The sequence below is a fragment of the Blautia sp. HCN-20427 genome, from assembly GCF_037890365.1.
Taxonomy (GTDB): domain Bacteria; phylum Bacillota; class Clostridia; order Lachnospirales; family Lachnospiraceae; genus Blautia.
The window spans coordinates 1-21,034 of record NZ_JBBKBX010000032.1; the positions used below are offsets into that span (position 1 = coordinate 1).

Annotated in this window: 20 protein-coding genes and 6 tRNA genes; 24 read left to right on the forward strand and 2 right to left on the reverse strand. The window is 43.9% G+C overall.

The genetic code is table 11. From position 1 onward, the window contains the following. The first annotated feature begins 10 nt into the window (after positions 1-10). From WKT17_RS14680 to WKT17_RS14720, 9 genes are all read left to right on the forward strand, one after another. Positions 11-83 (forward strand) — tRNA-Asn (locus WKT17_RS14680). Between the two features lie 13 nt (positions 84-96). Continuing rightward, positions 97-168 (forward strand) — tRNA-Glu (locus WKT17_RS14685). 27 nt (positions 169-195) lie between these two features. After that, positions 196-268 (forward strand) — tRNA-Thr (locus WKT17_RS14690). 4 nt (positions 269-272) lie between these two features. Beyond that, positions 273-346 (forward strand) — tRNA-Ile (locus WKT17_RS14695). Between the two features lie 34 nt (positions 347-380). Next, positions 381-454, forward strand: a tRNA-Asp gene (locus tag WKT17_RS14700). A gap of 28 nt (positions 455-482) precedes the next feature. After that, positions 483-569: transfer RNA gene (locus WKT17_RS14705), tRNA-Leu, on the forward strand. 73 nt (positions 570-642) lie between these two features. Continuing rightward, on the forward strand, positions 643-858 hold the full coding sequence (locus tag WKT17_RS14710) for an acyltransferase family protein (RefSeq protein WP_291681628.1): 216 nt from the start codon (positions 643-645) through the stop codon (positions 856-858). Further along, the gene (locus tag WKT17_RS14715; protein WP_291681626.1) at positions 827-1,579 is read left to right on the forward strand and encodes an acyltransferase family protein; all 753 of its coding nucleotides are present in this window, start codon (positions 827-829) and stop codon (positions 1,577-1,579) included. Before WKT17_RS14710 ends, WKT17_RS14715 begins: the two co-directional genes overlap by 32 nt. 417 nt (positions 1,580-1,996) lie before the next feature. Further along, the gene (locus WKT17_RS14720; RefSeq protein ID WP_173747990.1) at positions 1,997-2,473 is read left to right on the forward strand and encodes a hypothetical protein; all 477 of its coding nucleotides are present in this window, start codon (positions 1,997-1,999) and stop codon (positions 2,471-2,473) included. 71 nt (positions 2,474-2,544) lie between these two features. Here WKT17_RS14720 and WKT17_RS14725 read toward each other — a convergent pair whose 3' ends face one another. Continuing rightward, complete coding sequence (locus WKT17_RS14725; RefSeq protein ID WP_173747988.1) at positions 2,545-3,333, reverse strand: sulfite exporter TauE/SafE family protein; 789 nt, start codon at positions 3,331-3,333, stop codon at positions 2,545-2,547. A gap of 118 nt (positions 3,334-3,451) precedes the next feature. Here WKT17_RS14725 and WKT17_RS14730 point away from each other — a divergent pair, with 118 nt between their 5' ends. From WKT17_RS14730 to hflX, 10 genes are all read left to right on the forward strand, one after another. After that, positions 3,452-4,330 carry a LysR family transcriptional regulator gene (locus WKT17_RS14730; protein ID WP_173747985.1) on the forward strand — a complete coding sequence of 293 codons (879 nt, stop codon included), beginning with the start codon at positions 3,452-3,454 and terminating at the stop codon, positions 4,328-4,330. A 254-nt stretch (positions 4,331-4,584) separates the two neighbouring features. Further along, positions 4,585-6,006 (forward strand): transcription termination factor Rho, encoded by a 1,422-nt coding sequence (gene rho, locus WKT17_RS14735; RefSeq protein WP_173747983.1) that lies wholly within the window; start codon positions 4,585-4,587, stop codon positions 6,004-6,006. A gap of 118 nt (positions 6,007-6,124) precedes the next feature. Next, entirely contained in the window at positions 6,125-6,328 is a 204-nt protein-coding gene (gene rpmE, locus WKT17_RS14740; protein ID WP_003022634.1) for a 50S ribosomal protein L31, read from the forward strand. Between the two features lie 57 nt (positions 6,329-6,385). After that, entirely contained in the window at positions 6,386-7,363 is a 978-nt protein-coding gene (locus WKT17_RS14745; RefSeq protein ID WP_291681617.1) for a DUF1385 domain-containing protein, read from the forward strand. Between the two features lies 1 nt (position 7,364). Next, positions 7,365-8,222 carry a peptide chain release factor N(5)-glutamine methyltransferase gene (gene prmC, locus WKT17_RS14750; RefSeq protein ID WP_291681615.1) on the forward strand — a complete coding sequence of 286 codons (858 nt, stop codon included), beginning with the start codon at positions 7,365-7,367 and terminating at the stop codon, positions 8,220-8,222. Next, complete coding sequence (prfA, locus tag WKT17_RS14755) at positions 8,215-9,285, forward strand: peptide chain release factor 1 (RefSeq protein WP_173747977.1); 1,071 nt, start codon at positions 8,215-8,217, stop codon at positions 9,283-9,285. The genes prmC and prfA overlap by 8 nt, the downstream gene beginning before the upstream one ends. 40 nt (positions 9,286-9,325) lie before the next feature. After that, positions 9,326-10,249, forward strand: a complete 924-nt coding sequence (locus tag WKT17_RS14760) for a nucleotidyltransferase family protein (RefSeq protein ID WP_173747975.1) — start codon at positions 9,326-9,328, stop codon at positions 10,247-10,249. A 74-nt stretch (positions 10,250-10,323) separates the two neighbouring features. Then, positions 10,324-11,670, forward strand: coding sequence for a phosphoglucosamine mutase (glmM, locus tag WKT17_RS14765; protein ID WP_173747973.1), 1,347 nt, complete (start codon positions 10,324-10,326; stop codon positions 11,668-11,670). Positions 11,671-11,688: 18 nt separating this feature from the next. Continuing rightward, the gene (locus WKT17_RS14770; RefSeq protein WP_291681611.1) at positions 11,689-12,720 is read left to right on the forward strand and encodes a tetratricopeptide repeat protein; all 1,032 of its coding nucleotides are present in this window, start codon (positions 11,689-11,691) and stop codon (positions 12,718-12,720) included. A 235-nt stretch (positions 12,721-12,955) separates the two neighbouring features. Further along, the gene (gene hflX, locus WKT17_RS14775; protein ID WP_173747971.1) at positions 12,956-14,206 is read left to right on the forward strand and encodes a GTPase HflX; all 1,251 of its coding nucleotides are present in this window, start codon (positions 12,956-12,958) and stop codon (positions 14,204-14,206) included. Positions 14,207-14,297: 91 nt separating this feature from the next. Here the strand turns inward: hflX and WKT17_RS14780 are convergent, their stop codons facing one another. Next, positions 14,298-15,524 carry an argininosuccinate synthase gene (locus WKT17_RS14780; RefSeq protein ID WP_173747969.1) on the reverse strand — a complete coding sequence of 409 codons (1,227 nt, stop codon included), beginning with the start codon at positions 15,522-15,524 and terminating at the stop codon, positions 14,298-14,300. Positions 15,525-15,908: 384 nt separating this feature from the next. Here WKT17_RS14780 and argC point away from each other — a divergent pair, with 384 nt between their 5' ends. The 5 genes from argC to WKT17_RS14805 all read left to right on the forward strand — a co-directional run bounded on the left by argC (position 15,909) and on the right by WKT17_RS14805 (position 20,827). Next, positions 15,909-16,949: an N-acetyl-gamma-glutamyl-phosphate reductase gene (gene argC, locus WKT17_RS14785; RefSeq protein WP_291681607.1), complete on the forward strand. Its 1,041-nt coding sequence runs from the start codon at positions 15,909-15,911 to the stop codon at positions 16,947-16,949. A 37-nt stretch (positions 16,950-16,986) separates the two neighbouring features. After that, positions 16,987-18,210, forward strand: coding sequence for a bifunctional glutamate N-acetyltransferase/amino-acid acetyltransferase ArgJ (gene argJ / locus WKT17_RS14790; protein ID WP_173747965.1), 1,224 nt, complete (start codon positions 16,987-16,989; stop codon positions 18,208-18,210). 40 nt (positions 18,211-18,250) lie between these two features. Continuing rightward, complete coding sequence (gene argB / locus WKT17_RS14795) at positions 18,251-19,144, forward strand: acetylglutamate kinase (protein WP_173747963.1); 894 nt, start codon at positions 18,251-18,253, stop codon at positions 19,142-19,144. Further along, the gene (locus tag WKT17_RS14800) at positions 19,134-20,321 is read left to right on the forward strand and encodes an aspartate aminotransferase family protein (RefSeq protein ID WP_173748020.1); all 1,188 of its coding nucleotides are present in this window, start codon (positions 19,134-19,136) and stop codon (positions 20,319-20,321) included. Before argB ends, WKT17_RS14800 begins: the two co-directional genes overlap by 11 nt. A 71-nt stretch (positions 20,322-20,392) precedes the next feature. Then, positions 20,393-20,827: a DMT family transporter gene (locus WKT17_RS14805; protein ID WP_173747961.1), complete on the forward strand. Its 435-nt coding sequence runs from the start codon at positions 20,393-20,395 to the stop codon at positions 20,825-20,827. Positions 20,828-21,034 lie beyond the last annotated feature (207 nt).

The following is a 21,034-nucleotide window of genomic DNA, read 5'->3' on the forward strand; positions in this document are numbered from 1 at the left end:
AAATGAATATTCCTCCTTAGCTCAGTCGGTAGAGCATGCGGCTGTTAACCGCAGTGTCGTTGGTTCGAGTCCAACAGGGGGAGTTTTTTAATATCTGGCTCCTTGGTCAAGCGGTTAAGACATCGCCCTTTCACGGCGGTAACACGGGTTCGATTCCCGTAGGAGTCATTTAGCTGTTTAGCTTCACAATGAGATGCCGATGTGGCTCAATTGGCAGAGCAGCTGATTTGTAATCAGCAGGTTATCGGTTCGAGTCCGATCATCGGCTTTTTGGACCTTTAGCTCAGTTGGTTAGAGCAACCGGCTCATAACCGGTCGGTCCTGGGTTCGAGTCCCCGAAGGTCCATTCAGTTAAAGGTATCAGATAAAATTACATACATGGCCCAGTGGCTCAGTTGGTTAGAGCGCCGCCCTGTCACGGCGGAGGTCGAGAGTTCGAGTCTCTTCTGGGTCGTTCAAAATGTGAAAGCATTTTGAGAAATGCCGCAGTGGCGGAACAGGCAGACGCACAGGACTTAAAATCCTGCGGGACTTATACTCCCGTACCGGTTCGATTCCGGTCTGCGGCATTAATTAAAAGTTGTAAGATATTGTATATGCAATGTCTTACAACTTTTTTTGCGAAAAAAGGAGTAAATACAAATGAAAAAGGAAAAAGTGAATGATAAGTCACAAAACAGGTATATTGCAGGAATAGATGGACTCAGAGCAATTGCAGTTTTAATGGTATTTGCATATCATTTAAAACTTCCCATAGCAAAGGGGGGCATTATCGGAGTAACTATTTTTTTCGTGATATCAGGCTTTTCTGATTACCCATATTTTATTGACGGAATTAGAGAATACAGATACAGTTAATCTTAAGAATTTTTGGATTCGAAGAATCAGAAGATTATTTCCTGCGATTCTAACAATGGTGACGTGTTTAATATTTGCAAGTGCACTGTTTGACAGGGCTTTATTTACAAAGGCATGTTCTGACTTGCCGTCTACACTTTTGGGATATAATAATTGGTGGCAGATTTATAATCATGTTTCATATTTTGAAAATGCAGGTGCACCGTCACCGCTTACACATTTTTGGTCTTTAGCCATTGAAGCGCAATTTTATCTTGTATATCCTGTTTTATTTAAATGCATTAGTAAGCATAAAAATAGAAAAAAAGTGCTGACTGGCATTACCATAGCAGGTGCAATTGTTTCCTTGTTGTTATTAGGCTTTTTATTTAACCCATCTAAAGATCCGAGCAGATGTTACTACGGAACAGATACTCGAGCTTTTTCTCTCCGTTTTGGTGCCGTGTTGGCCTTACTGGTAGAAAAAAGTCAAATATCAGAAGAAAAATCTAAAGGAATGAGAGATTTTGCAGGTATTCTTTCTGTGCTGGTTCTTATTTATATGATGAGTGCTGTTGATGGATACAGCAGCTTTTTATACAGAGGAGGACAGGGAATGGTTTCCCTGCTGGCTGTCCTGGTAATTTACTCTCTTTTAAATCCCTGCAGTATTTTAAATAAGGTGTTGGGATTTCCAATCTTAAGATGGATTGGTGAGCGTTCTTATGGCATTTTCCGGTGATTTTATTACTTAGCAATGGTAAAAAAAGCAGTTGGTGGTTAATGCTGATTGAGGTTTTATTCACCTTTCTTTTTGCAGCATTATCTTATCATTATATTGAAACCCCTATACGATATGGAACAATCAGAAAGAACATTGCAATTATAAGAAGGAGAGTCAGAACAAAAGGGGAACGTAAAAACCAAGTCAGAGTTTTGAAACGCTGTCTTCTTATTGGTCTGGGTGTGTGTCATAGAAACCGGAATGATACTGTGTATTGCATTTGTACCAAAAGAAAAGGTGCTAAGTCATATTGACAGTTTGGAATCCCAAGCAGAGAAAGCTGAAAAATCCAAGGAAGAACATGCTTCGGTACAGAAAGAAACAAAAGAGCAGAAAGAGGAAACTGTTATATCAGATGAGGAAATTCTGAAAAATTTGAATTTGTTACTGATGGGGGATTCAATTGCAATGGGGGCAACAGATGAATTTTATGAAGTATTCCCCAATAGTATCAGTGATACGGCCGTTAGTCGATATACAACAGAAAGTTTTGATTTGTATGATTCCTATGTAAATGAAAAAGGCTGGAATGGAGATGGTGTTATTTTTGCACTTGGAACGAATGGACTGCTTTACAATTCTCTTGATACATTAAGAGAAAAAATTGGTCCCGAAAGGCCCTTTTTTGTTATTACAGCGAGAGCACCTTATACGAGCTGGGAACAGTCTAATAATGCGGAAATATATGAGTTTGTTAAATCTACGGATTATACCTATCTTATTGACTGGTATAAGGAAAGCGAAGGTCATTCAGAATATTTTGTTGAGGACGAGACGCATTTAACTTCTGAAGGGGCACAGGCCTATATAAATTGTATAAAAAAAGCAGTTCTGGAAGTTTTCAAAAAATAGAAATAGGAACTATCACTTTAAATATAGAAACATTTCTGAGTTTTGTTTAAAGTGATAGTTCCTAAAATTTTTTATCCCACAAATTTAATAATATTGTAGATATTGATAAAGATAATTAAAACCATTAATCCGATAAACAATTTGTCCACGGTTTTGTCGTCGATTTTTTTATTGACTTTCCTCCCGCAGGCGCCTCCGGCAATACCGCCGACTACCATGAATACCAGTGTGATAAGCTGGAAATCGGGGACGCTTTTGGTTACCAGCGAAGACAGCAGGCTGGCTATCTGGGAAAAGAAAATAATATACAGGGAGTTTTCTGCTGCAACCTTGGTGGTCATGGAGAAGAAGAAGAACAGGACTACCAGATTGATAGGACCTCCGCCGATTCCTAAGAAGGAGGAAAGTATACCCAGGAAAACACCGATACCGATACAGGCAACAGGATTGCTTATATGGCAGGTTTTGATACGCGCCTTGTAAATGGTGTAAATCAGAGTTCCCAGGGTAACAGCCAACAGACAGGCGGCTTGTACAGCGCCTACTTTGTTTTTGTCAGGACTGAGAGAGGAAATAAGGGAAAACATGGATTTTCCCAGAAGTCCTCCTGCAGCTGCTCCCAATGCAAGGGGCAGACCGGTTTTCTGTTCTACATGAGATTCTCCGCTGCATTTGTTCTTGATAACGGAATATGTAGTCATGGAAAGTACAGTACAGCCGGACAGAAAACTGATGGTAGCCACATCCATAATGCCAAAGGCATCTAACACGGGTTTTATAATTACACCGCCGCCAATACCGCAAATAGCCCCGATAACTGAGGCTGAGAAGCAGATTAGAAAAATTAATAATAGTACCATTACAATACCTCACTTTTATATAGTCATATCTATTCTAGCCTTTTAGTGGATATATAACAATTCTTATGTTATTATAATATATATAATAAAAAACTTATGTATTGTGCGGGAGATAACAATGACACTTAGACATTTGCGTATTTTTTCAGAAGTATGTCGGCAGGAGAGCATTACGCTTGCTGCCGAGAGCATGAATATGGCACAGCCGGCGGTGAGTTATGCCATTCGGGAATTGGAAAGCTATTATGGAACAAAATTGTTTGAACGTATGAATAGAAGGCTGTATATCACGGAGTCAGGGGAACAGCTGCTTTTGTACGCAGATTCCATTCTTTCCCAGTTTGATGAGGCCAGGGATGTGCTGCGGGATGTACACGCAGTCACGCGGGTCCGAATTGGGACGAATGTATCTTTTGGTATCAGTGCATTTCCAAAGATATTTTCAGAATTTTCCCGGAGATATCCTCAGATTCCTCTTTATACCAAGGTAGAGAATTCCCGGCAGATAGAAGAACATCTCATGAGGAATGAACTGGATTTCGGAATTATGGATTATCCGCTCAATCCCCGCTTCTTTGTTTGCAGTCCCATAGGAAAGGACAGTATGACGGCAGTATGTGCACAGGATTATCCTGTAAAAGAGAGTATAACAATGGAAGAGCTGTGTGAACATCCGTTGCTGCTGAGGGAAAAGGGCAGCGGGTCCAGAAATATGGCAGAGGGATTTATGGAAAAGTATAAAAGAAAGCAGAACATTGTTATGGAGAGTATTAGTGTACAGAGTCTGATAGAAGCCTGCAGCAGTAAAATGGGAATTCTGATGATTTCCAGGTCTATTGTAGAACCTTTTATGGAGAACCACAGGTTGAAAGAAATAAAAATTCAGGGGACACAGCCGGCAAGAGAGTATTATTTTGTTCATCACAAAAGTAAATTTTTAACAAGAAGCATGAAAGATTTTCAGGAATATATGACAGCACAGTCGGGGCAGTCATAGGGAAAATGTACAAAAATAAGTAGATGGGGAAAGAAAGCCAACAAATACTTTGCAAAAAAGGAAAAGTGTGTTATGATAAGCTATATATCAAAGATATGCAGTTACAAAGTCAAAAGCAAACACAAATTCATGTCAATTCAGACGGATTTTCCTGTTTAGTGTAAAAGGTAAAATAAGGTTTCATTTATAGTACAATCAGTAAACGATTGATTTTGTTCCAGAATAATAAATTGAATTTCAGAAAGGAATATAAAATGAGAGAAAAGTATGATTCCCTGTCTCTGGGAGCATTAAAAGAAATTGCAAAGGCAAGAGGTTTAAAAGGCATTTCCACGCTGAAAAAAAGTGAACTGGTAGAGCGGATGGTTCAGGAAGACGAAAAGGACAGGAAAGCAGCAGAACAGAAAAAACAGGAGGAAACCGGAGCAGAAACCACAGTAGAGAGAAAGGCGGAGTCCAGAACAGAGGTAAGAGAGGAAAGGAAACCTGCAGTAAGAGAAGATGGACAGGATAATCGAAATAACAGAGCGCCCATGGAGCAGTCTGAACTGGACAGCGGCATTACGGTAAAGGGAATTCTGGAGGTACTGCCGGACGGATACGGATTTATCCGGAGCGACAATTATCTTCCGGGGGATAATGACGTGTATGTTTCCCCGTCCCAGATTCGCAGATTCAATCTGAAAACAGGCGATATTTTAAGAGGAAACACAAGGGTGAAAAGTCAGAACGAGAAGTTTTCCGCTCTTTTGTATGTGACCCACATCAACGGAATTAAGGCAAATGAAATGCAGCGTATGAATTTTGAGGATATGACCCCGATTTTCCCAAATGAGAGGCTGCATCTGGAACGTCCGGGCGGAAGTATGGCTATGCGCATTACAGACCTTGTAAGTCCTATCGGAAAGGGACAGAGGGGAATGATTGTATCTCCGCCCAAAGCAGGTAAGACAACCCTTTTAAAGGACGCGGCAAAATCCATTCTTCGGAACAATCCGGAAATGCACCTGATTATTCTGCTGATTGATGAGCGTCCGGAAGAGGTTACAGATATAAAGGAGGCCATCAAAGGCAAAAACGTGGAAATTATTTATTCTACTTTTGATGAACTGCCGGAGCATCACAAGCGTGTGTCTGAAATGACCATTGAGCGTGCAAAACGTCTGGTAGAACACAAAAAAGACGTTACGATTTTCATCGACAGTATTACAAGACTGGCAAGGGCATATAACCTGACAGTTCCCCCAAGCGGACGTACCCTTTCCGGTGGTCTTGACCCGGCTGCCCTGCATATGCCCAAGCGTTTCTTCGGTGCGGCCAGAAACATGAGAGAGGGCGGAAGTCTGACCATTCTGGCAACTGCACTGGTGGATACAGGAAGCAAGATGGATGACGTTGTGTACGAAGAATTTAAGGGGACCGGTAATATGGAACTGGTGCTGGACAGAAAACTCCAGGAAAAGAGGGTTTTCCCGGCTATCGACATTGCAAAATCCGGAACAAGAAGGGAAGACCTGCTTTTGAACAGGGAAGAACAGGAAGCCGTGGACATTATGCGGAAAGCCTTAAACGGCATGAAGTCAGACGAAGCTACGGAAAATATTCTGAATATGTTTGCCAGAACAAGGGACAATGCAGAATTTGTACAGATGGTGAAAAAGCAGAGGATTCTTTAAAGAAAACCCTAATAAGCCTTGCATTTGGTGTCAGAATATGCTATAATGCAAAAGCTGTTTGAATTTGAAAACGCAATAAAACAATATAAATAATCAAAATATATAAGAGGTGAAAAAAATGAGAGAAGGAATCCATCCAAATTATCAGGAATGTACAGTAACTTGCAACTGTGGAAATACATTTAAGACAGGTTCTACTAAATCTGAACTCCGTGTAGAAGTTTGCTCTAAATGTCATCCTTTCTATACAGGACAGCAGAAAGCTGCACAGGCTCGTGGACGTATTGATAAGTTCAACAAGAAATACGGCATGAATAAATAAGAGGTAGAAGAGGCTGAGGTTTGAGGACTTCGGCCTCTTATTGCGTTTGGAGGAAACATGAAATCATCAAACATTGGCGGACAGGCTGTCATGGAAGGCATTATGATGCGGCACGGAGACGTGTATTCTGTTGCGGTGCGGAAGCCGGATAAAGAGATAGAAGTCAAGATTGAAGACTATAAGAGTATAATAAAAAGCCGGAAAATCCTGAAGCTTCCCATCATACGCGGTGTGTTTAACTTTATAGATTCTCTGGTGGTAGGAACGAAATGTCTTATGTATTCTGCCACTTTTTTTGAAGAAGAGGAAGAATTGGAGAAAAGAAAAGCGCTGACAGGGGAGGAGCGGGAAAAGCAGGAAGCCAAAAAGGAAAAGGAAGACAAGGTGCTGATGACGGCAACGGTTATTTTTTCAGTGGTATTGTCCGTAGGGCTTTTTATGGTGCTTCCTTACCTGCTGGCCAGCCTTTTACACAAGGTAGGAGCCAGTGAACATATGGTGACCGTAGCGGAAGCCATTGTGCGTATTGTACTGTTTCTGGGGTATATGCTGCTGATTTCCAGGATGCAGGATATTCAGAGGGTGTTTATGTATCACGGGGCAGAGCATAAGTGTATCAACTGTGTGGAGCATGGAAAACCGCTGACTGTGGAAAATGTTATGGCAAGTTCCCGTTTCCATAAGAGGTGCGGAACCAGTTTTCTGTTCTTTGTCATTATTATCAGTGTTATTTTCTTTTTAGGATTTTTTGCCATGGTTCCCATAAAGACCATGTGGCTGAGGATTACCGTGCGTATTTTGCTGGTGCCGGTGATTGCAGGGGTTTCTTATGAATTTATTAAGCTGGCGGGAAACAGCGACCATCCGGCGGTGGCATTTCTTTCCAAACCGGGTATGGCCTTGCAGAAGCTGACGACAAAAGAACCGACACCGGATATGGCAGAGGTGGCCATTCAGGCTGTAGAGGCTGTGTTTGACTGGAGAGCGTATCTGAAGGAGAACTTCCCGGACGTACAGACAGGCGGGGAAGATTGATATGGCAGGATATAAGGCATTACTGGAAGATGGAAAGCAGTATTTGAAAGAAAGACAGATAGAAGATGGAAATCTGGACGCATGGCTCTTACTGGAGCATGTGTGCGGTATTTCCAGAAGCTGGTACTTTGTCCACGAAGACGAGGAAGTGCCGAAAGAACAGGCAGAGCAGTATCAAAAGCTGCTTGTACAGCGGGGAGAGAGAATTCCTTTGCAGCAGTTGACTCACGAGGCATATTTTTACGGCATGAAGTTTTATGTGAATGAGCATGTGCTGATTCCCAGACAGGATACGGAGATTCTGATAGAGGAAGTGTTAAAAGAAGCTGGCGGGAAGAAGGGACTGTGCATTCTGGATATGTGTACGGGAAGCGGCTGTATCCTGCTGAGTCTGCTGACCCATCTGAAAGAGGCAGAGGGAACAGGGGCAGATTTGTCAAAGGAAGCCCTGAAAGTGGCTGAAAGAAACGGCAAAGACCTGGGAATATCAGCGCAATGGATAAACAGCGATCTGTTTGAGCTGGTTTCGGGGAAATATGATATTCTGGTGTCGAATCCCCCTTATATCCAGACAGAAGTCATTGAAGGGCTGATGGAAGAAGTGAAATTTCATGAACCCAGAATGGCACTGGACGGCCGGGAGGACGGTCTGTATTTTTACCGCAGAATTACCCGGCAGGCAGGAAATTATTTGAATCCCCAGGGGATTCTGGCCTTTGAAATCGGTTATGACCAGGGGGAAGCTGTGGCGCAGCTGATGAAGGAACAGGGATATACGGAAGTGAAAGTGATACAAGACCTGGCAGGACTTGACCGGGTTGTAATTGGAAAGAAAAATCAGGAGGAAAATCATGTTTGATAAATTAGAGGACATCTTAGTCCGCCTTGAGGAAATATTAAATGAACTGAACGAGCCCACTGTGGCCAATGACGCAGCCAGATTTCAGAAGCTGATGAAGGAGCAGAGTGAACTGCAGCCTATTGCAGACGCATATAATGAATATAAACGCTGCAAGGAGACTGTGGAAGACAGTCTGATGCTTCTGGATGAGGAATCTGACGAAGACATGCGGGAAATGCTGAAAGAAGAACTGTCAGATGCCAAGAAGAGGATTGAGGAACTGGAAAAGGAATTGAAAATTCTTCTTCTGCCAAAAGACCCTAATGATGAGAAGAACGTTATTGTGGAAATTCGTGCAGGTGCAGGCGGAGACGAAGCGGCTCTGTTTGCAGCAGAAATTTACAGAATGTATGTGAAATACGCAGAATCCCAGAATTGGAAGACGGAGATGATGAGTCTCAACGAAAATGGAATCGGCGGATTTAAAGAAGTTACTTTTATGATTAACGGAAAAGGTGCGTATTCCAGACTGAAATACGAAAGTGGTGTACATCGTGTACAGCGTGTTCCGGAAACAGAAAGCGGCGGACGGATTCATACATCCACTATTACGGTAGCCATTATGCCGGAAGCAGAGGAAATTGACTTTGAACTGGACTTAAATGACTGTAAATTTGACGTGTTCCGTGCATCCGGAAACGGTGGACAGTGCGTCAATACTACGGACTCTGCGGTACGTCTGACACATATCCCTACGGGAATCGTGATTTCCTGTCAGGACGAGAAATCTCAGCTTAAGAACAAGGATAAGGCTTTAAAGGTATTGCGTTCCAGGCTGTATGATATGGAACTGCAGAAACGTCATGATGCAGAGGCAGAGGCCAGAAGAAGCCAGGTGGGTACGGGAGACCGTTCCGAAAAAATCAGAACCTACAATTTCCCCCAGGGACGTGTGACAGACCACAGAATTAAGCTGACCCTGCACAGACTGGACAGTATTTTGAACGGGGATTTGGAGGAAATTATTGATTCGCTGATTGCTGCAGATCAAACGGCTCGCTTAAGTGGGCTGGAGCAGTAACAGATAGAGAGAATTTTTCAAAGTAAGGAGAAGTACAATTATGAAGAAAACAGCATTAGTAATTATGGCTGCAGGAATCGGAAGCCGCTTCGGAAAGGGAATTAAACAGCTTGCACAGGTAGGACCAAGCGGAGAAATTATTATGGATTACTCCATTCATGATGCCCTGGAAGCCGGATTCAACAAGGTGGTTTTTATTATCCGCAAGGATATTGAAGAAGAGTTCCGCAGTATTATCGGGAACAGAATCGAGAAAATCACAGAGGTAGAATATGTGTACCAGGATATCAACGATTTGCCGGAAGGCTATACCTGCCCTGCGGACCGTACCAAGCCATGGGGAACCGGACACGCAGTACTGGCAGCCAAAAAGGTCATTACTGAGCCGTTTATTGTTATTAATGCGGATGACTATTACGGAAAAGAAGCGTTTGTGAAAATTCACGACTATCTGGTAGAAGAAAAAACGGCAGCAGAAAAGATGGATATCTGTATGGCAGGCTTTATTCTGGAAAATACCTTAAGTGATAACGGCGGTGTGACAAGAGGGGTCTGCACTTTAGATGAAAACAAAAAACTGGTAGGTATTACAGAAACCTACAATATTCAGAAAACACCGGCAGGTCCTGCGGCTGTAGACGAAGAAACAGGAGCAAAGACACCACTGGATTCCCAGACTCTGGTTTCCATGAATATGTGGGGACTGACACCGGAATTTTTAGAAGTTCTGGAAAAAGGTTTTGTGGACTTTTTAGCAGAAGTGAAACCAGGCGAAATCAAGAAAGAATACTTGCTTCCGGCAGTGGTTGATCAGTTGATTCAGGAAAATAAAGCAGAGGTAGCGGTTCTGAAGACACATGACACCTGGTTTGGCGTAACGTATCAGGAAGACAAAGAAAAAGTAATGGAATCCTTTAAAGAACTGGTGAAAAAAGGGGTATATAAAGAAGAACTCTTTTCATAATCGGAATTTTGTGTTATCTTAGTAAATGACAAAAAGATAAAAAAAATGAATGATTGTGTAAAAAGGAGCGAGTTATGGGTAAATATTTTGGAACGGACGGCTTTCGTGGCGAGGCAAATGTGAATTTGACCGTGGAACATGCTTTTAAAGTGGGAAGATTTCTGGGCTGGTATTTCGGCAAAGAACATAAAGCGCAGATTGTAATCGGAAAAGATACCAGAAGAAGCAGCTATATGTTTGAATACTCTCTGGTGGCCGGATTGACGGCATCAGGGGCAGATGTATACCTTCTTCATGTAACCACAACCCCTAGCGTGTCCTATGTGGTGCGCACGGAGAATTTTGACTGCGGTATTATGATTTCTGCCAGTCACAATCCTTTCTATGACAATGGCATTAAGATTATCAACGGAAACGGACAGAAGATGGACGCCTCTGTGGAAGCCCAGATTGAGGCCTATATTGATGGAGAAATGGAAGAACTGCCTCTGGCAAAAAGGGAGAACATCGGACGCACCGTAGACTTCTCAGCGGGAAGAAACCGTTATATTGGCTATCTGATTTCTATTCCAACCAGAGCGTTTAAAAATATGCGTATTGGTCTGGACTGCTCAAACGGAAGCGCTTCGGCTATTGCCAAAAGTGTGTTTGACGCGCTGGGCGCCAAAACTTATGTAATTCATAACAATCCGAATGGAACCAATATTAATACAAACTGCGGTTCCACACACATCAATGAACTGAAAAAATTTGTAATAGAAAAAGGCCTGGACGTGGGATTTGCCTATGACGGAGATGCAGACCGCTGTATTGCAGTGGACGATAAGGGAGAAGAAGTAAACGGAGATTTGATTCTCTATGTCTGCGGCAAGTATATGAAGGAATGCGGACAGTTAAACAACAATACCATTGTGACAACAGTTATGTCCAATCTGGGTCTGTACAAGGCTTGTGACAGAGAAGGCATCCGCTATGAGAAAACTGCGGTAGGCGACAAGTATGTGTGCGAAAATATGATGGCAAACGGACATTCCATTGGCGGAGAACAGTCCGGGCACATTATCTTTTCCAAACATGCCACAACAGGAGACGGAATCCTGACTTCTCTGAAGCTTATGGAAGTCATTATCGAGAAAAAAGTGCCATTGAGCACACTGACAAGAGAGGTTGTCATTTATCCTCAGGTGCTGAAGAATGTAAGAGTTTATGATAAAAAAACGGCAAGGGAAAATCAGAAGGTGACAGAAGCTGTGGCTGAGGTGGAGAAAGCCCTTGGAGATGAAGGCAGAATTCTGGTAAGGGAAAGCGGCACAGAACCATTGATTCGCGTTATGGTGGAAGCCGCTACCGACGCAGTCTGCAAAGAATATGCAGATAAGGTTGTGGAAGCTATGCGGGCTGAAAATCTCATTGCCGAATAAGGAAACGGGGTTAAACGGGTGAAAAAGAAAATTGTTTTGGCGGCAGTTGTGCTGTGTCTGCTGGCCGGATGTAAAGGCAGTGAACCGACGGAATATGAGACCGGGCTGGAAAATCTGAAAAAACAGGAGTATACTCAGGCTATCGAAAATTTTCAAAATGCCATCTCTGAAGGCGGCCATGGAGTGCAGTCCTGGAGAGGAATCGGCATTGCCTGGACGGAGCAGGGGATTTTTGATAAGGCGCAGGAAGCTTTTACGACTGCTTTGGGATTGACGGAACGTTCGGAAAAAGCCTTAAAGACAGATTTATATTTTTACCTGGCAGATGCCCTGTATCATCAGGGCGAATATCAGAAATGTGTGGAAACCTGTGAGGAACTCTTAAAACTTCAGAAGAAAAAAGACGCTTACTTTTTAAGAGGAAGCGCTTACCTGCACATGGATGAATATAAGAAGGCGCACAGTGATTTTTCCAGAGTGGTGTCGGGTTCAGGTGACTATGAGGACTATCTGGATGTCTATAAGGTTTACAAGTCCTGTGACTTGAATGCAGACGGCAGCGCTTATCTGGAAAGCGCTCTGGAAATTAAGGCGAAATCGGCAGAGGATTTTTATAATGAAGGCAGAGTGTACTATTATCTGGAAGAATATGAGAAAGCCGAGAAAATGCTGAAAAAAGCGTGGAAGGAAGAATATGCGCCTGCATTGGTGTATTTGGGGAAGGTGTATCTGGACGCAGGCGAGCCCCAAAAAGCTTCTGACATATATCAGAAATGTCTGCAGCAGAAGGGACTTGAGGCAGAAGGATATAATGGGCTTGCTTACTGTTCTGTCAAGCAGGAGGATTATACCGGTGCGCTTTCCTACGTAGAGAAGGGCCTGAAAGAAAAGGATAAAGAAGTGCAGCAGGCACTTTTGTTTAATGAGATTGTGATTTATGAAAAGCAGAAAGATTTTGCCACTGCCAAAACAAAAATGCAGGAATATCTGAAACAGTATCCTGCAGATGAAGAAGCAGTGAGAGAAAATTATTTTTTGCAGACAAGATAGAGGGCTGTCGCACTGGCGACAGCCCTTTTGTCAAAGATATAGGTATCAGAACCACGGGTTGGTTTTACTACATTTTCTAAGAGATAATATACTAGAAAAAGTATAGAAAAAACAGTGGAAAGATCATAGATTTTCTGTACGAATTATATAATAATCACAGAAAAGAGGGTGGGGGCTTGCGGGAAAGAAAAGAAGGAAGTATCATAAAGGCAAGAAAACAGGACAGGAGAGTTGTATGGATTTATATGAATTAAAGGAAGAACAGGAACGAGTGATTTTAGTAGGTGTGCAGACCCAGGACGGGGATGACACGGAAGAATCTTTAAAAGAGCTGGAAGAACTGGTAAAAACCGCAGGAGCCGTGACGGTGGGGACAGTGATACAGAGCCGGGAAGCCATTCATCCGGGATATTATGTAGGCACGGGAAAACTGGAAGAAATTCGTATGGCGGCAGACGCTTATGACGCTACAGGCATTGTATGCGATGATGAACTTTCCCCTTCTCAGATGAACAACCTGGAGAGAGAACTGGGACTGAAAATCATGGACAGGACGGTAGTGATTCTGGATATTTTTGCTGCCAGAGCCAATACCAGCGAGGGAAAAATACAGGTGGAACTGGCCCAGCTTCGTTACCGGGCGGCCAGACTTACCGGGATGGGAACTGCCATGTCCAGGCTGGGCGGAGGAATCGGTACCAGAGGTCCGGGAGAGAAAAAGCTGGAAGTGGACAGACGTTTGATTAAGTCTCGCATTTCTCAGCTAAGAAAGGATTTGGAGCAGGTAAAACGGCACCGGGAACTGCTGCGAGAGGGGCGAAAGCGGGAAAATATCCGAACAGCCGCTATTGTAGGGTATACCAACGCAGGAAAGTCTACACTTTTAAATACGCTTACGGACGCCTGTGTATTGGAGGAGGATAAGCTGTTTGCCACTCTGGACCCTACAACCAGAGTGCTGGAACTGCCGGGAAAACAGAAAATTTATCTGACAGATACCGTAGGCTTTATACGGAAACTGCCCCATCATTTAATCGAGGCTTTTAAGAGTACCCTGGAAGAGGCAAAATATGCGGATTTTATTATTCATGTGGTAGATGCTTCCAATCCCCAGATGGAGGAGCAGATGTATGTGGTGTATGAAACTCTTCAGGAACTGGGGGTACAGGATAAGAAGATTGTCACCCTTTTTAACAAACAGGACAGATTGTCGGACGCAGGAATTTTTCGGGACTTTAGGGCAGACTATGTGATTAAGACCGCGGTGAAGACTGGGCAGGGGCTGGAGGAATTGAAGGCTGTGCTGGAGAAATTGCTTACCGAAGACCAGATTTATATTGAGCGCGTGCTGGATTACCGGGAAGCGGGACAACTCCAGCTTATACGCAAGTACGGACAACTGATTTCAGAGGAGTACACCGATGAGGGCATTGCGGTGAAGGCCAGAGTGCCCCGGGATATTTATGGAAGAATCGGCGGAAAATAAAGAAGAATAAAAAATCTCCCCACCAGAGGGTGCGTGTTCTGGTGGGGAGATTTTTATGCGGAAAATAAATTTCCTTTATCGAAAGTGAGTCTTATTTCTGGTTTTTTTCAGCTTCTGCCATTTTCATAGCCCGAACCTTTAACGGAAGTCCGAATAAGGTGATGAAGCCGTCGGCATCGTGGTGGTCATATAAATCACCGGTAGTAAAGGAGGCCAGAGATTCGTCGTATAAGCTGTAAGGAGAAGTTGTGCCGGCTTTGATGATGTTGCCTTTATACAGTTTGAACTTTACTTCTCCTGTAACGTATTTCTGTGTGGATTCCACAAAGGCCTGAATGGCTTCACGAAGAGGTGTGAACCATTTTCCTTCATATACAATCTGTGCAAACTGGCTGCCCAGCTTTTTCTTCATTTCCATGGTATCACGGTCCAGAATCAGTTCTTCCAACTGGTCATGGGCTTCCATGAGAATAGTTCCGCCCGGTGTCTCATATACGCCGCGGGATTTCATGCCTACCACACGGTTCTCCACAATATCAATAATACCGATACCGTTTTCTCCGCCTAATTTGTTCAGTTCCGTGATGATTTCAGATACCTTCATGGCTTTGCCGTTTAAAGTTTTCGGAACACCTGCTTCAAATGTCATGGTCACTTCTGTTTCTTTGTCCGGTGCTTTCTGCGGAGTCACACCTAAAACCAGCAAATCATCGTAGTTTGGTTCAGCAGCAGGGTCTTCCAGTTCCAGGCCTTCATGACTGATATGCCATAAGTTTCTGTCACGGCTGTAGCTGTGGCTTGCGTCAAAGGGGAGGTCAATTCCGTGAGCTTTGCAGTAAGCAATTTCGTCTTCACGGGACTGCATGGTCCACACATCAGTCATACGCCATGGGGCAATAATTTTTAAATCAGGTGCCAGAGCCTTAATTCCCAGCTCGAAACGAATCTGGTCATTTCCTTTGCCGGTTGCACCGTGACAGATAGCGGAAGCTCCTTCTTTTCTTGCAATTTCTACCAGACGTTTTGCGATGCCGGGACGAGCCATGGAAGTACCAAGAAGGTATTTGTGCTCATACACAGCGCCGGCCTGTACGCAGGGAACAATGTAGTCATCACAGAATTCATCAACAATATCTTCAATATATAATTTGGAAGCGCCGGAAAGTGCAGCGCGTTCTTCCAGTCCGTCTAATTCTGCGCCCTGACCACAGTCGATACAGCAGCAGATAACCTCGTAATCAAAATTTTCCTTTAACCATGGAATTAACGCGGTAGTGTCCAGTCCGCCGGAATATGCCAGAATTACTTTTTCTTTCATAATAAATATCCTCCTTTATCACAGGTTTGCTATGTGAAATTTTTTTGTTTCGCCTTCGTTGGTATTAATATACAACAAAAATTATAATTATGCAATAGGGAAATGCAAAAAAATAAAAAAATTTACTGGGATGAAAAGATATGCATGGCGGTTATAACAGATATTACTCTGGAATATCCTATTTATATAAGGGGTTTTAAAGAGAAGGGTAATCTGGAAAAAACAGAAAATTTCAGAAAAAACACTTGCATATACAAAAATATGGATGTATAATTATTCAAAAATTTATAAAAATATGCAGGGAGAGAAAGCAGTGCAGTCTTTTCTTGCAGAGCAAAAGAATCAGGAGTATGATGAAAAAAACAGGAAATGAGGGATAAGGCTATGATTAAGGTGGGAATTATCGGTGCAACCGGATATGCGGGACAGGAATTGGTCCGGCTTTTAAAGGGGCATGGAAATGCGGAAATCAAATGGTATGGGTCCAGAAGCTACATTGATAAGAAGTATGCCCAGGTTTACCAGAATATGTTTCAGATTGTAGAGGAAACCTGTCTGGACGACAACATGGAGGAATTGGCAGAGCAGGTAGATGTGATTTTTACAGCAACACCCCAGGGGTTGTGTGCTTCCATGGTCAAGGAAGAAATCCTTTCCAAGGTGAAAATAATTGACCTGAGCGCAGATTTCCGTATAAAAGATGTGTCTGTTTATGAAAAATGGTACGGTTTAGAACACAAATCGCCTCAGTTTCTGCCGGAGGCTGTGTACGGGCTGTGTGAGATGAACCGGGACAAGATAAAAAAGGCGAGGCTGGTGGCAAATCCGGGCTGTTATACCACCTGCAGTATCCTTACCTGTTATCCGCTGGTAAAGGAAGGGCTGATTGATGGAAATACCTTGATTATCGACGCCAAATCCGGTACTTCCGGGGCTGGAAGAGGAGCAAAGCTGGACAATCTGTTCTGTGAAGTCAATGAAAATATGAAGGCTTATGCAGTAGCCAGTCACCGTCACACACCGGAAATCGAAGAACAGCTGGGCTATGCCGCAGGAAAAGAAATTACACTGAACTTTACCCCTCATCTGGTTCCCATGAACCGGGGAATTCTGGTGACAGCCTACGCTTCTCTGACAAAACAGGTATCTTATGAAGAGGTAAAGGCCGTATATGACAAATATTATGAAAAAGAGCAATTTGTCCGTGTGCTGGAAAAAGATGTGACACCCCAGACCCGTTGGGTAGAGGGAAGCAATTACACGGATATAAATTTCAAAATTGACCCGAGAACTAACCGGATTATTCTTATGGGCGCTATTGACAATCTGGTAAAAGGGGCGGCCGGACAGGCTGTGCAGAATATGAATCTGCTGTTTGGAGAAAAAGAAAACAGGGGACTGGAACTGGTTCCCATGTTTCCATAAAGCATTTCAGAAAGAGATAGGATGAGGAGGCAGTAAGATGAAGGTAATAGAGAACGGCATTACAGCCCCAAAGGGGTTTTTGGCAGCAGGCCTTGCGGCGGGAATTAAAAAGGGAAACAAAAAGGATATGGCCATGGTGTATAGTCAGAAACCATGTCAGACCGCCGGAACTTTTACCACCAATGTGGTGAAAGCGGCGCCTGTGAAATGGGACAAACATTTGGTGGATAACGCAGCATATACACAAGCCATTGTGTGCAACAGCGGTATTGCCAATGCCTGTACTGGAACAGAAGGGTACAGTTACTGTCAGGAAACAGCAAAAACGGCGGCAGAAGCGCTGCAGATACCGGAAGAGGCAGTTTTGGTGGCATCTACAGGTGTTATCGGACAGCAGCTTCCCATAGATATCTTAAAAGAAGGGGTAAAAAAGCTGGTTCCGGTGCTTTCTGATTCCAGAGAGGCGGGAATTCTGGCAGCCCAGTCTATTATGACTACGGACACTGTGAGGAAGGAATGTGCTGTAGAAATGGAACTTTCGGGCGCAAAGGTGACCATAGGCGGCATGTGCAAGGGTTCCGGCATGATTCACCCCAATATGTGCACCATGCTGGGCTTTGTCACCACAGACGTGCAGATTACCAAAGAACTTCTGCAGGAAGCCTTGAGTGAAATTGTTCAGGATACCTACAATATGATTTCTGTGGACGGGGATACTTCAACCAATGATACCGTGTTGGTGCTGGCAAACGGCATGGCGGAAAATCCTTTGATTAGCGAGAAAAATCAGGATTATGAAACTTTTAAAGAGGCTCTTTTGTATGTAAATACAAGTCTGGCTAAGCAGATTGCAGCAGACGGGGAAGGGGCTACGGCACTGTTTGAAGTGAAGATTACGGGGGCAGAGACAAAGGAGCAGGCAGTGACATTGGCAAAATCTGTCATAACCTCGAATCTGACAAAAGCGGCTGTTTTCGGCCATGATGCCAACTGGGGCAGAATCCTGTGTGCCATGGGGTATTCCGGGGCACAGTTTGACCCCGACAAAGTGGATTTGTTCTTTGAAAGCGCAGCAGGGAAAATTCAGATTTTAAAGGACGGAGTGGCCGTGGATTACAGTGAGGAGGAAGCTACCAGAATTCTTTCGGAAAAACAGGTGACTGCAGCAGCGGACATCAAGCTGGGAAAGGAATCGGCTGTGGCCTGGGGCTGTGATTTGACTTATGATTATGTGAAAATTAACGCGGATTACAGGTCTTAATGGTTTATGGAATAGAAGAAAAAGAAGGGCAGGGAGAAACATGGTAAAGCAGAAATATCTTGACAAAGCAGAGGTGCTGATTGAGGCGCTTCCCTATATTCAGCGGTTTAACCGGAAAATTATTGTGGTGAAATATGGCGGAAGTGCCATGGTGGACGAGGAATTAAAGAAAAGCGTCATTCAGGATGTGGTACTGTTAAAGCTGGTGGGATTTAAACCCATTATTGTCCACGGCGGCGGAAAGGAAATCAGCAAGTGGGTAAGCAAAGTGGGAAAAGAGCCCAGATTTGTCAACGGGCTGCGGGTAACGGACGAGGAAACCATGGAACTGGCAGAAATGGTGCTGGGAAAAGTAAATAAGGAACTGGTAAGCCTGGTGGAATCCCTGGGGGTTCGGGCTGTGGGACTCAGCGGAAAGGACGGAGGACTTCTGCGGGTAGAGAAGAAGTTCTCCCAGGGGCAGGATATCGGATTTGTGGGAAATGTTACGGATGTAAATCCCCAGATTCTTCTGGACCTTCTGGAAAAAGACTTTCTGCCCATTGTGTGTCCCATTGGTATGGATGATAATTATGCGGCTTACAACATCAATGCCGACGATGCAGCCTGTGCCATTGCAAAGGCCATGCATGCGGAAAAACTGGCATTTCTGACGGATATCGAAGGGGTTTACAAAGACCCGGAAGACCCGGAAAGCCTGATTTCCAAGTTGTTTGTAAAAGAGGCAAAGGAACTGATTTTCAACGGAAATGTGGGCGGCGGTATGATTCCCAAGTTGCAAAACTGTATGGATGCCATTGAGGAAGGCGTTTCCAGAGTGCATATTCTGGACGGCAGGATAAAACATTGTCTGCTTCTGGAAATCTTTACGGATAAGGGAATCGGAACCGCTATTCTGAGAAAGGAGGGCATACAGCATTATGATGTGCAGTAAGGAATATATGGAACTGGCAGAGAACAGTATCCTTCATACTTATAATCGTTTTCCCGTGGTGCTGGAAAAGGGAGAAGGCGTGTATCTTTATGACCTGGACGGAAAGAAGTATCTGGACTTTGGCGCGGGAATTGCGGTTTTTGCCCTGGGGTATGGAAATGAGGAGTACAACGAAGCTTTAAAAATCCAGATTGACAAGCTGATACATACCTCAAATCTCTATTACAATACGCCTATGGCGGAGGCGGCTCACAAACTTTTGAAAGCGTCGGGTATGAGCCGGGTGTTTTTTACCAACAGTGGTACAGAAGCCATAGAAGGGGCTATTAAGGCAGCCAGAAAGTATGCCTGGTTAAAGGATAACAGCACGGACCATGAAATTATCGCCATGCGTCATTCCTTCCACGGCAGAAGTCTGGGGGCTTTGTCTGTTACCGGAAACAGTCATTATCAGGAACCCTTTAAGCCTTTAATCGGAGGGGTGAAATTTGCGGATTTTAATGATTTGGACAGCGTAAAAGCAGCAGTGACAGAGAAAACCTGTGCAATTATCCTGGAAACCGTCCAGGGAGAAGGCGGCATTTATCCCGCAGAGGAAGGCTTTTTAAAGGGTGTGAAAAAACTCTGTGAGGAAAAGGATATTCTGCTGATTTTAGATGAAATTCAGTGCGGCATGGGACGGACGGGCAGCATGTTTGCCTGGCAGGCGTACGGCACAGAGCCGGATATTATGACCTGCGCCAAAGCCCTGGGCTGCGGTGTGCCGGTAGGGGCTTTTGTGCTGGGTGAAAAAGCCGCGGAAAAATCTTTGGAGCCGGGAGACCACGGAACCACTTACGGTGGAAATCCTCTGGCCTGTGCGGCGGTAAGCAAGGTGTTTGATTTATTTGAAAAACAGGATATTCTGCACCATGTACAGGAAATTTCCGGTTATTTGGAGAAAAAGCTGGATGGCCTTGTGGATAAGTATGAATTTTTGAGTGAACGGCGTGGAAAAGGTCTGATGCAGGGACTGGAGGTTGCCGGAAGGCCTGTGGGAGAGATTGTTTCAAAAGCGCTGGAAAATGGTTTGATTGTAATTTCAGCGGGAAATCATGTGCTGCGGTTTGTGCCGCCGCTTATTGTTACCCGGGAACATATTGATGAGATGATAGAAAAGCTGGAAAAGAGTTTTTAAAGATATAGGTATAAAAGTGGTTTCTCTGGAAATTCTATGTAACAGGACAGAAGAAACGGAGGAACACAAGCATGTGGGGCATTTTAGTTGCTTTGCTTTCCGGTGCGCTGATGAGCGTGCAGGGAGTTTTTAATACGGAACTGACCAAACAGACCAGCCTTTGGGTATCCACAGGCTGGGTACAGATTTCAGCCTTTTTAATCTGTGTGTGTGCCTGGCTTTTTACCGGACGGGAGGAAGCGGGTGCACTTTTGCGGGTAGACCACAAATACCTTCTGCTGGGAGGGGTTATCGGCGCTTTTATTACTGTGACGGTGATTCAGAGTATGTCATCTCTTGGACCTGCCCGGGCGGCTATGCTCATTGTGGTGGCTCAGCTTGCGGTCGCTTATGTGATTGAGCTTCTGGGTCTTTTCGGAGTGGAAAAGGTGGATTTTGAGTGGCGCAGGCTTATCGGCATGGCTGTGGCTATTGTGGGAATCATAATTTTTAAATGGGAAAAATAGACAAAAACAGCCGTGGTTTTGCGGCTGTTTTTTGGATTGCAGGAACAGACGGGAAGTGCTATACTACAGATACATATCAAAATCATGTTCGGCGTTTCAGCCAAAGATTTCCAGATATTTATAAAAGACTGTAAAAGGCAAAAGTGTGTTATTTTACAAAGAAGTTCCGATTTTTATATTGTAAAGAGTTTTCAAATTCGTTACAAT

What these genes read in the sequence shown, in the direction of transcription:
- WKT17_RS14710 (WP_291681628.1), top strand. Translation starts at nt 643, where the DNA reads ATGAAAAAGGAAAAAGTGAATGATAAGTCACAAAACAGGTATATTGCA.
- WKT17_RS14725 (WP_173747988.1), bottom strand. Translation starts at nt 3,333, where the DNA reads ATGGTACTATTATTAATTTTTCTAATCTGCTTCTCAGCCTCAGTTATC.
- WKT17_RS14730 (WP_173747985.1), top strand. Translation starts at nt 3,452, where the DNA reads ATGACACTTAGACATTTGCGTATTTTTTCAGAAGTATGTCGGCAGGAG.
- rho (WP_173747983.1), top strand. Translation starts at nt 4,585, where the DNA reads ATGAGAGAAAAGTATGATTCCCTGTCTCTGGGAGCATTAAAAGAAATT.
- rpmE (WP_003022634.1), top strand. Translation starts at nt 6,125, where the DNA reads ATGAGAGAAGGAATCCATCCAAATTATCAGGAATGTACAGTAACTTGC.
- WKT17_RS14745 (WP_291681617.1), top strand. Translation starts at nt 6,386, where the DNA reads ATGAAATCATCAAACATTGGCGGACAGGCTGTCATGGAAGGCATTATG.
- prmC (WP_291681615.1), top strand. Translation starts at nt 7,365, where the DNA reads ATGGCAGGATATAAGGCATTACTGGAAGATGGAAAGCAGTATTTGAAA.
- prfA (WP_173747977.1), top strand. Translation starts at nt 8,215, where the DNA reads ATGTTTGATAAATTAGAGGACATCTTAGTCCGCCTTGAGGAAATATTA.
- WKT17_RS14760 (WP_173747975.1), top strand. Translation starts at nt 9,326, where the DNA reads ATGAAGAAAACAGCATTAGTAATTATGGCTGCAGGAATCGGAAGCCGC.
- glmM (WP_173747973.1), top strand. Translation starts at nt 10,324, where the DNA reads ATGGGTAAATATTTTGGAACGGACGGCTTTCGTGGCGAGGCAAATGTG.
- hflX (WP_173747971.1), top strand. Translation starts at nt 12,956, where the DNA reads ATGGATTTATATGAATTAAAGGAAGAACAGGAACGAGTGATTTTAGTA.
- WKT17_RS14780 (WP_173747969.1), bottom strand. Translation starts at nt 15,524, where the DNA reads ATGAAAGAAAAAGTAATTCTGGCATATTCCGGCGGACTGGACACTACC.
- argC (WP_291681607.1), top strand. Translation starts at nt 15,909, where the DNA reads ATGATTAAGGTGGGAATTATCGGTGCAACCGGATATGCGGGACAGGAA.
- argJ (WP_173747965.1), top strand. Translation starts at nt 16,987, where the DNA reads ATGAAGGTAATAGAGAACGGCATTACAGCCCCAAAGGGGTTTTTGGCA.
- argB (WP_173747963.1), top strand. Translation starts at nt 18,251, where the DNA reads ATGGTAAAGCAGAAATATCTTGACAAAGCAGAGGTGCTGATTGAGGCG.
- WKT17_RS14800 (WP_173748020.1), top strand. Translation starts at nt 19,134, where the DNA reads ATGTGCAGTAAGGAATATATGGAACTGGCAGAGAACAGTATCCTTCAT.
- WKT17_RS14805 (WP_173747961.1), top strand. Translation starts at nt 20,393, where the DNA reads ATGTGGGGCATTTTAGTTGCTTTGCTTTCCGGTGCGCTGATGAGCGTG.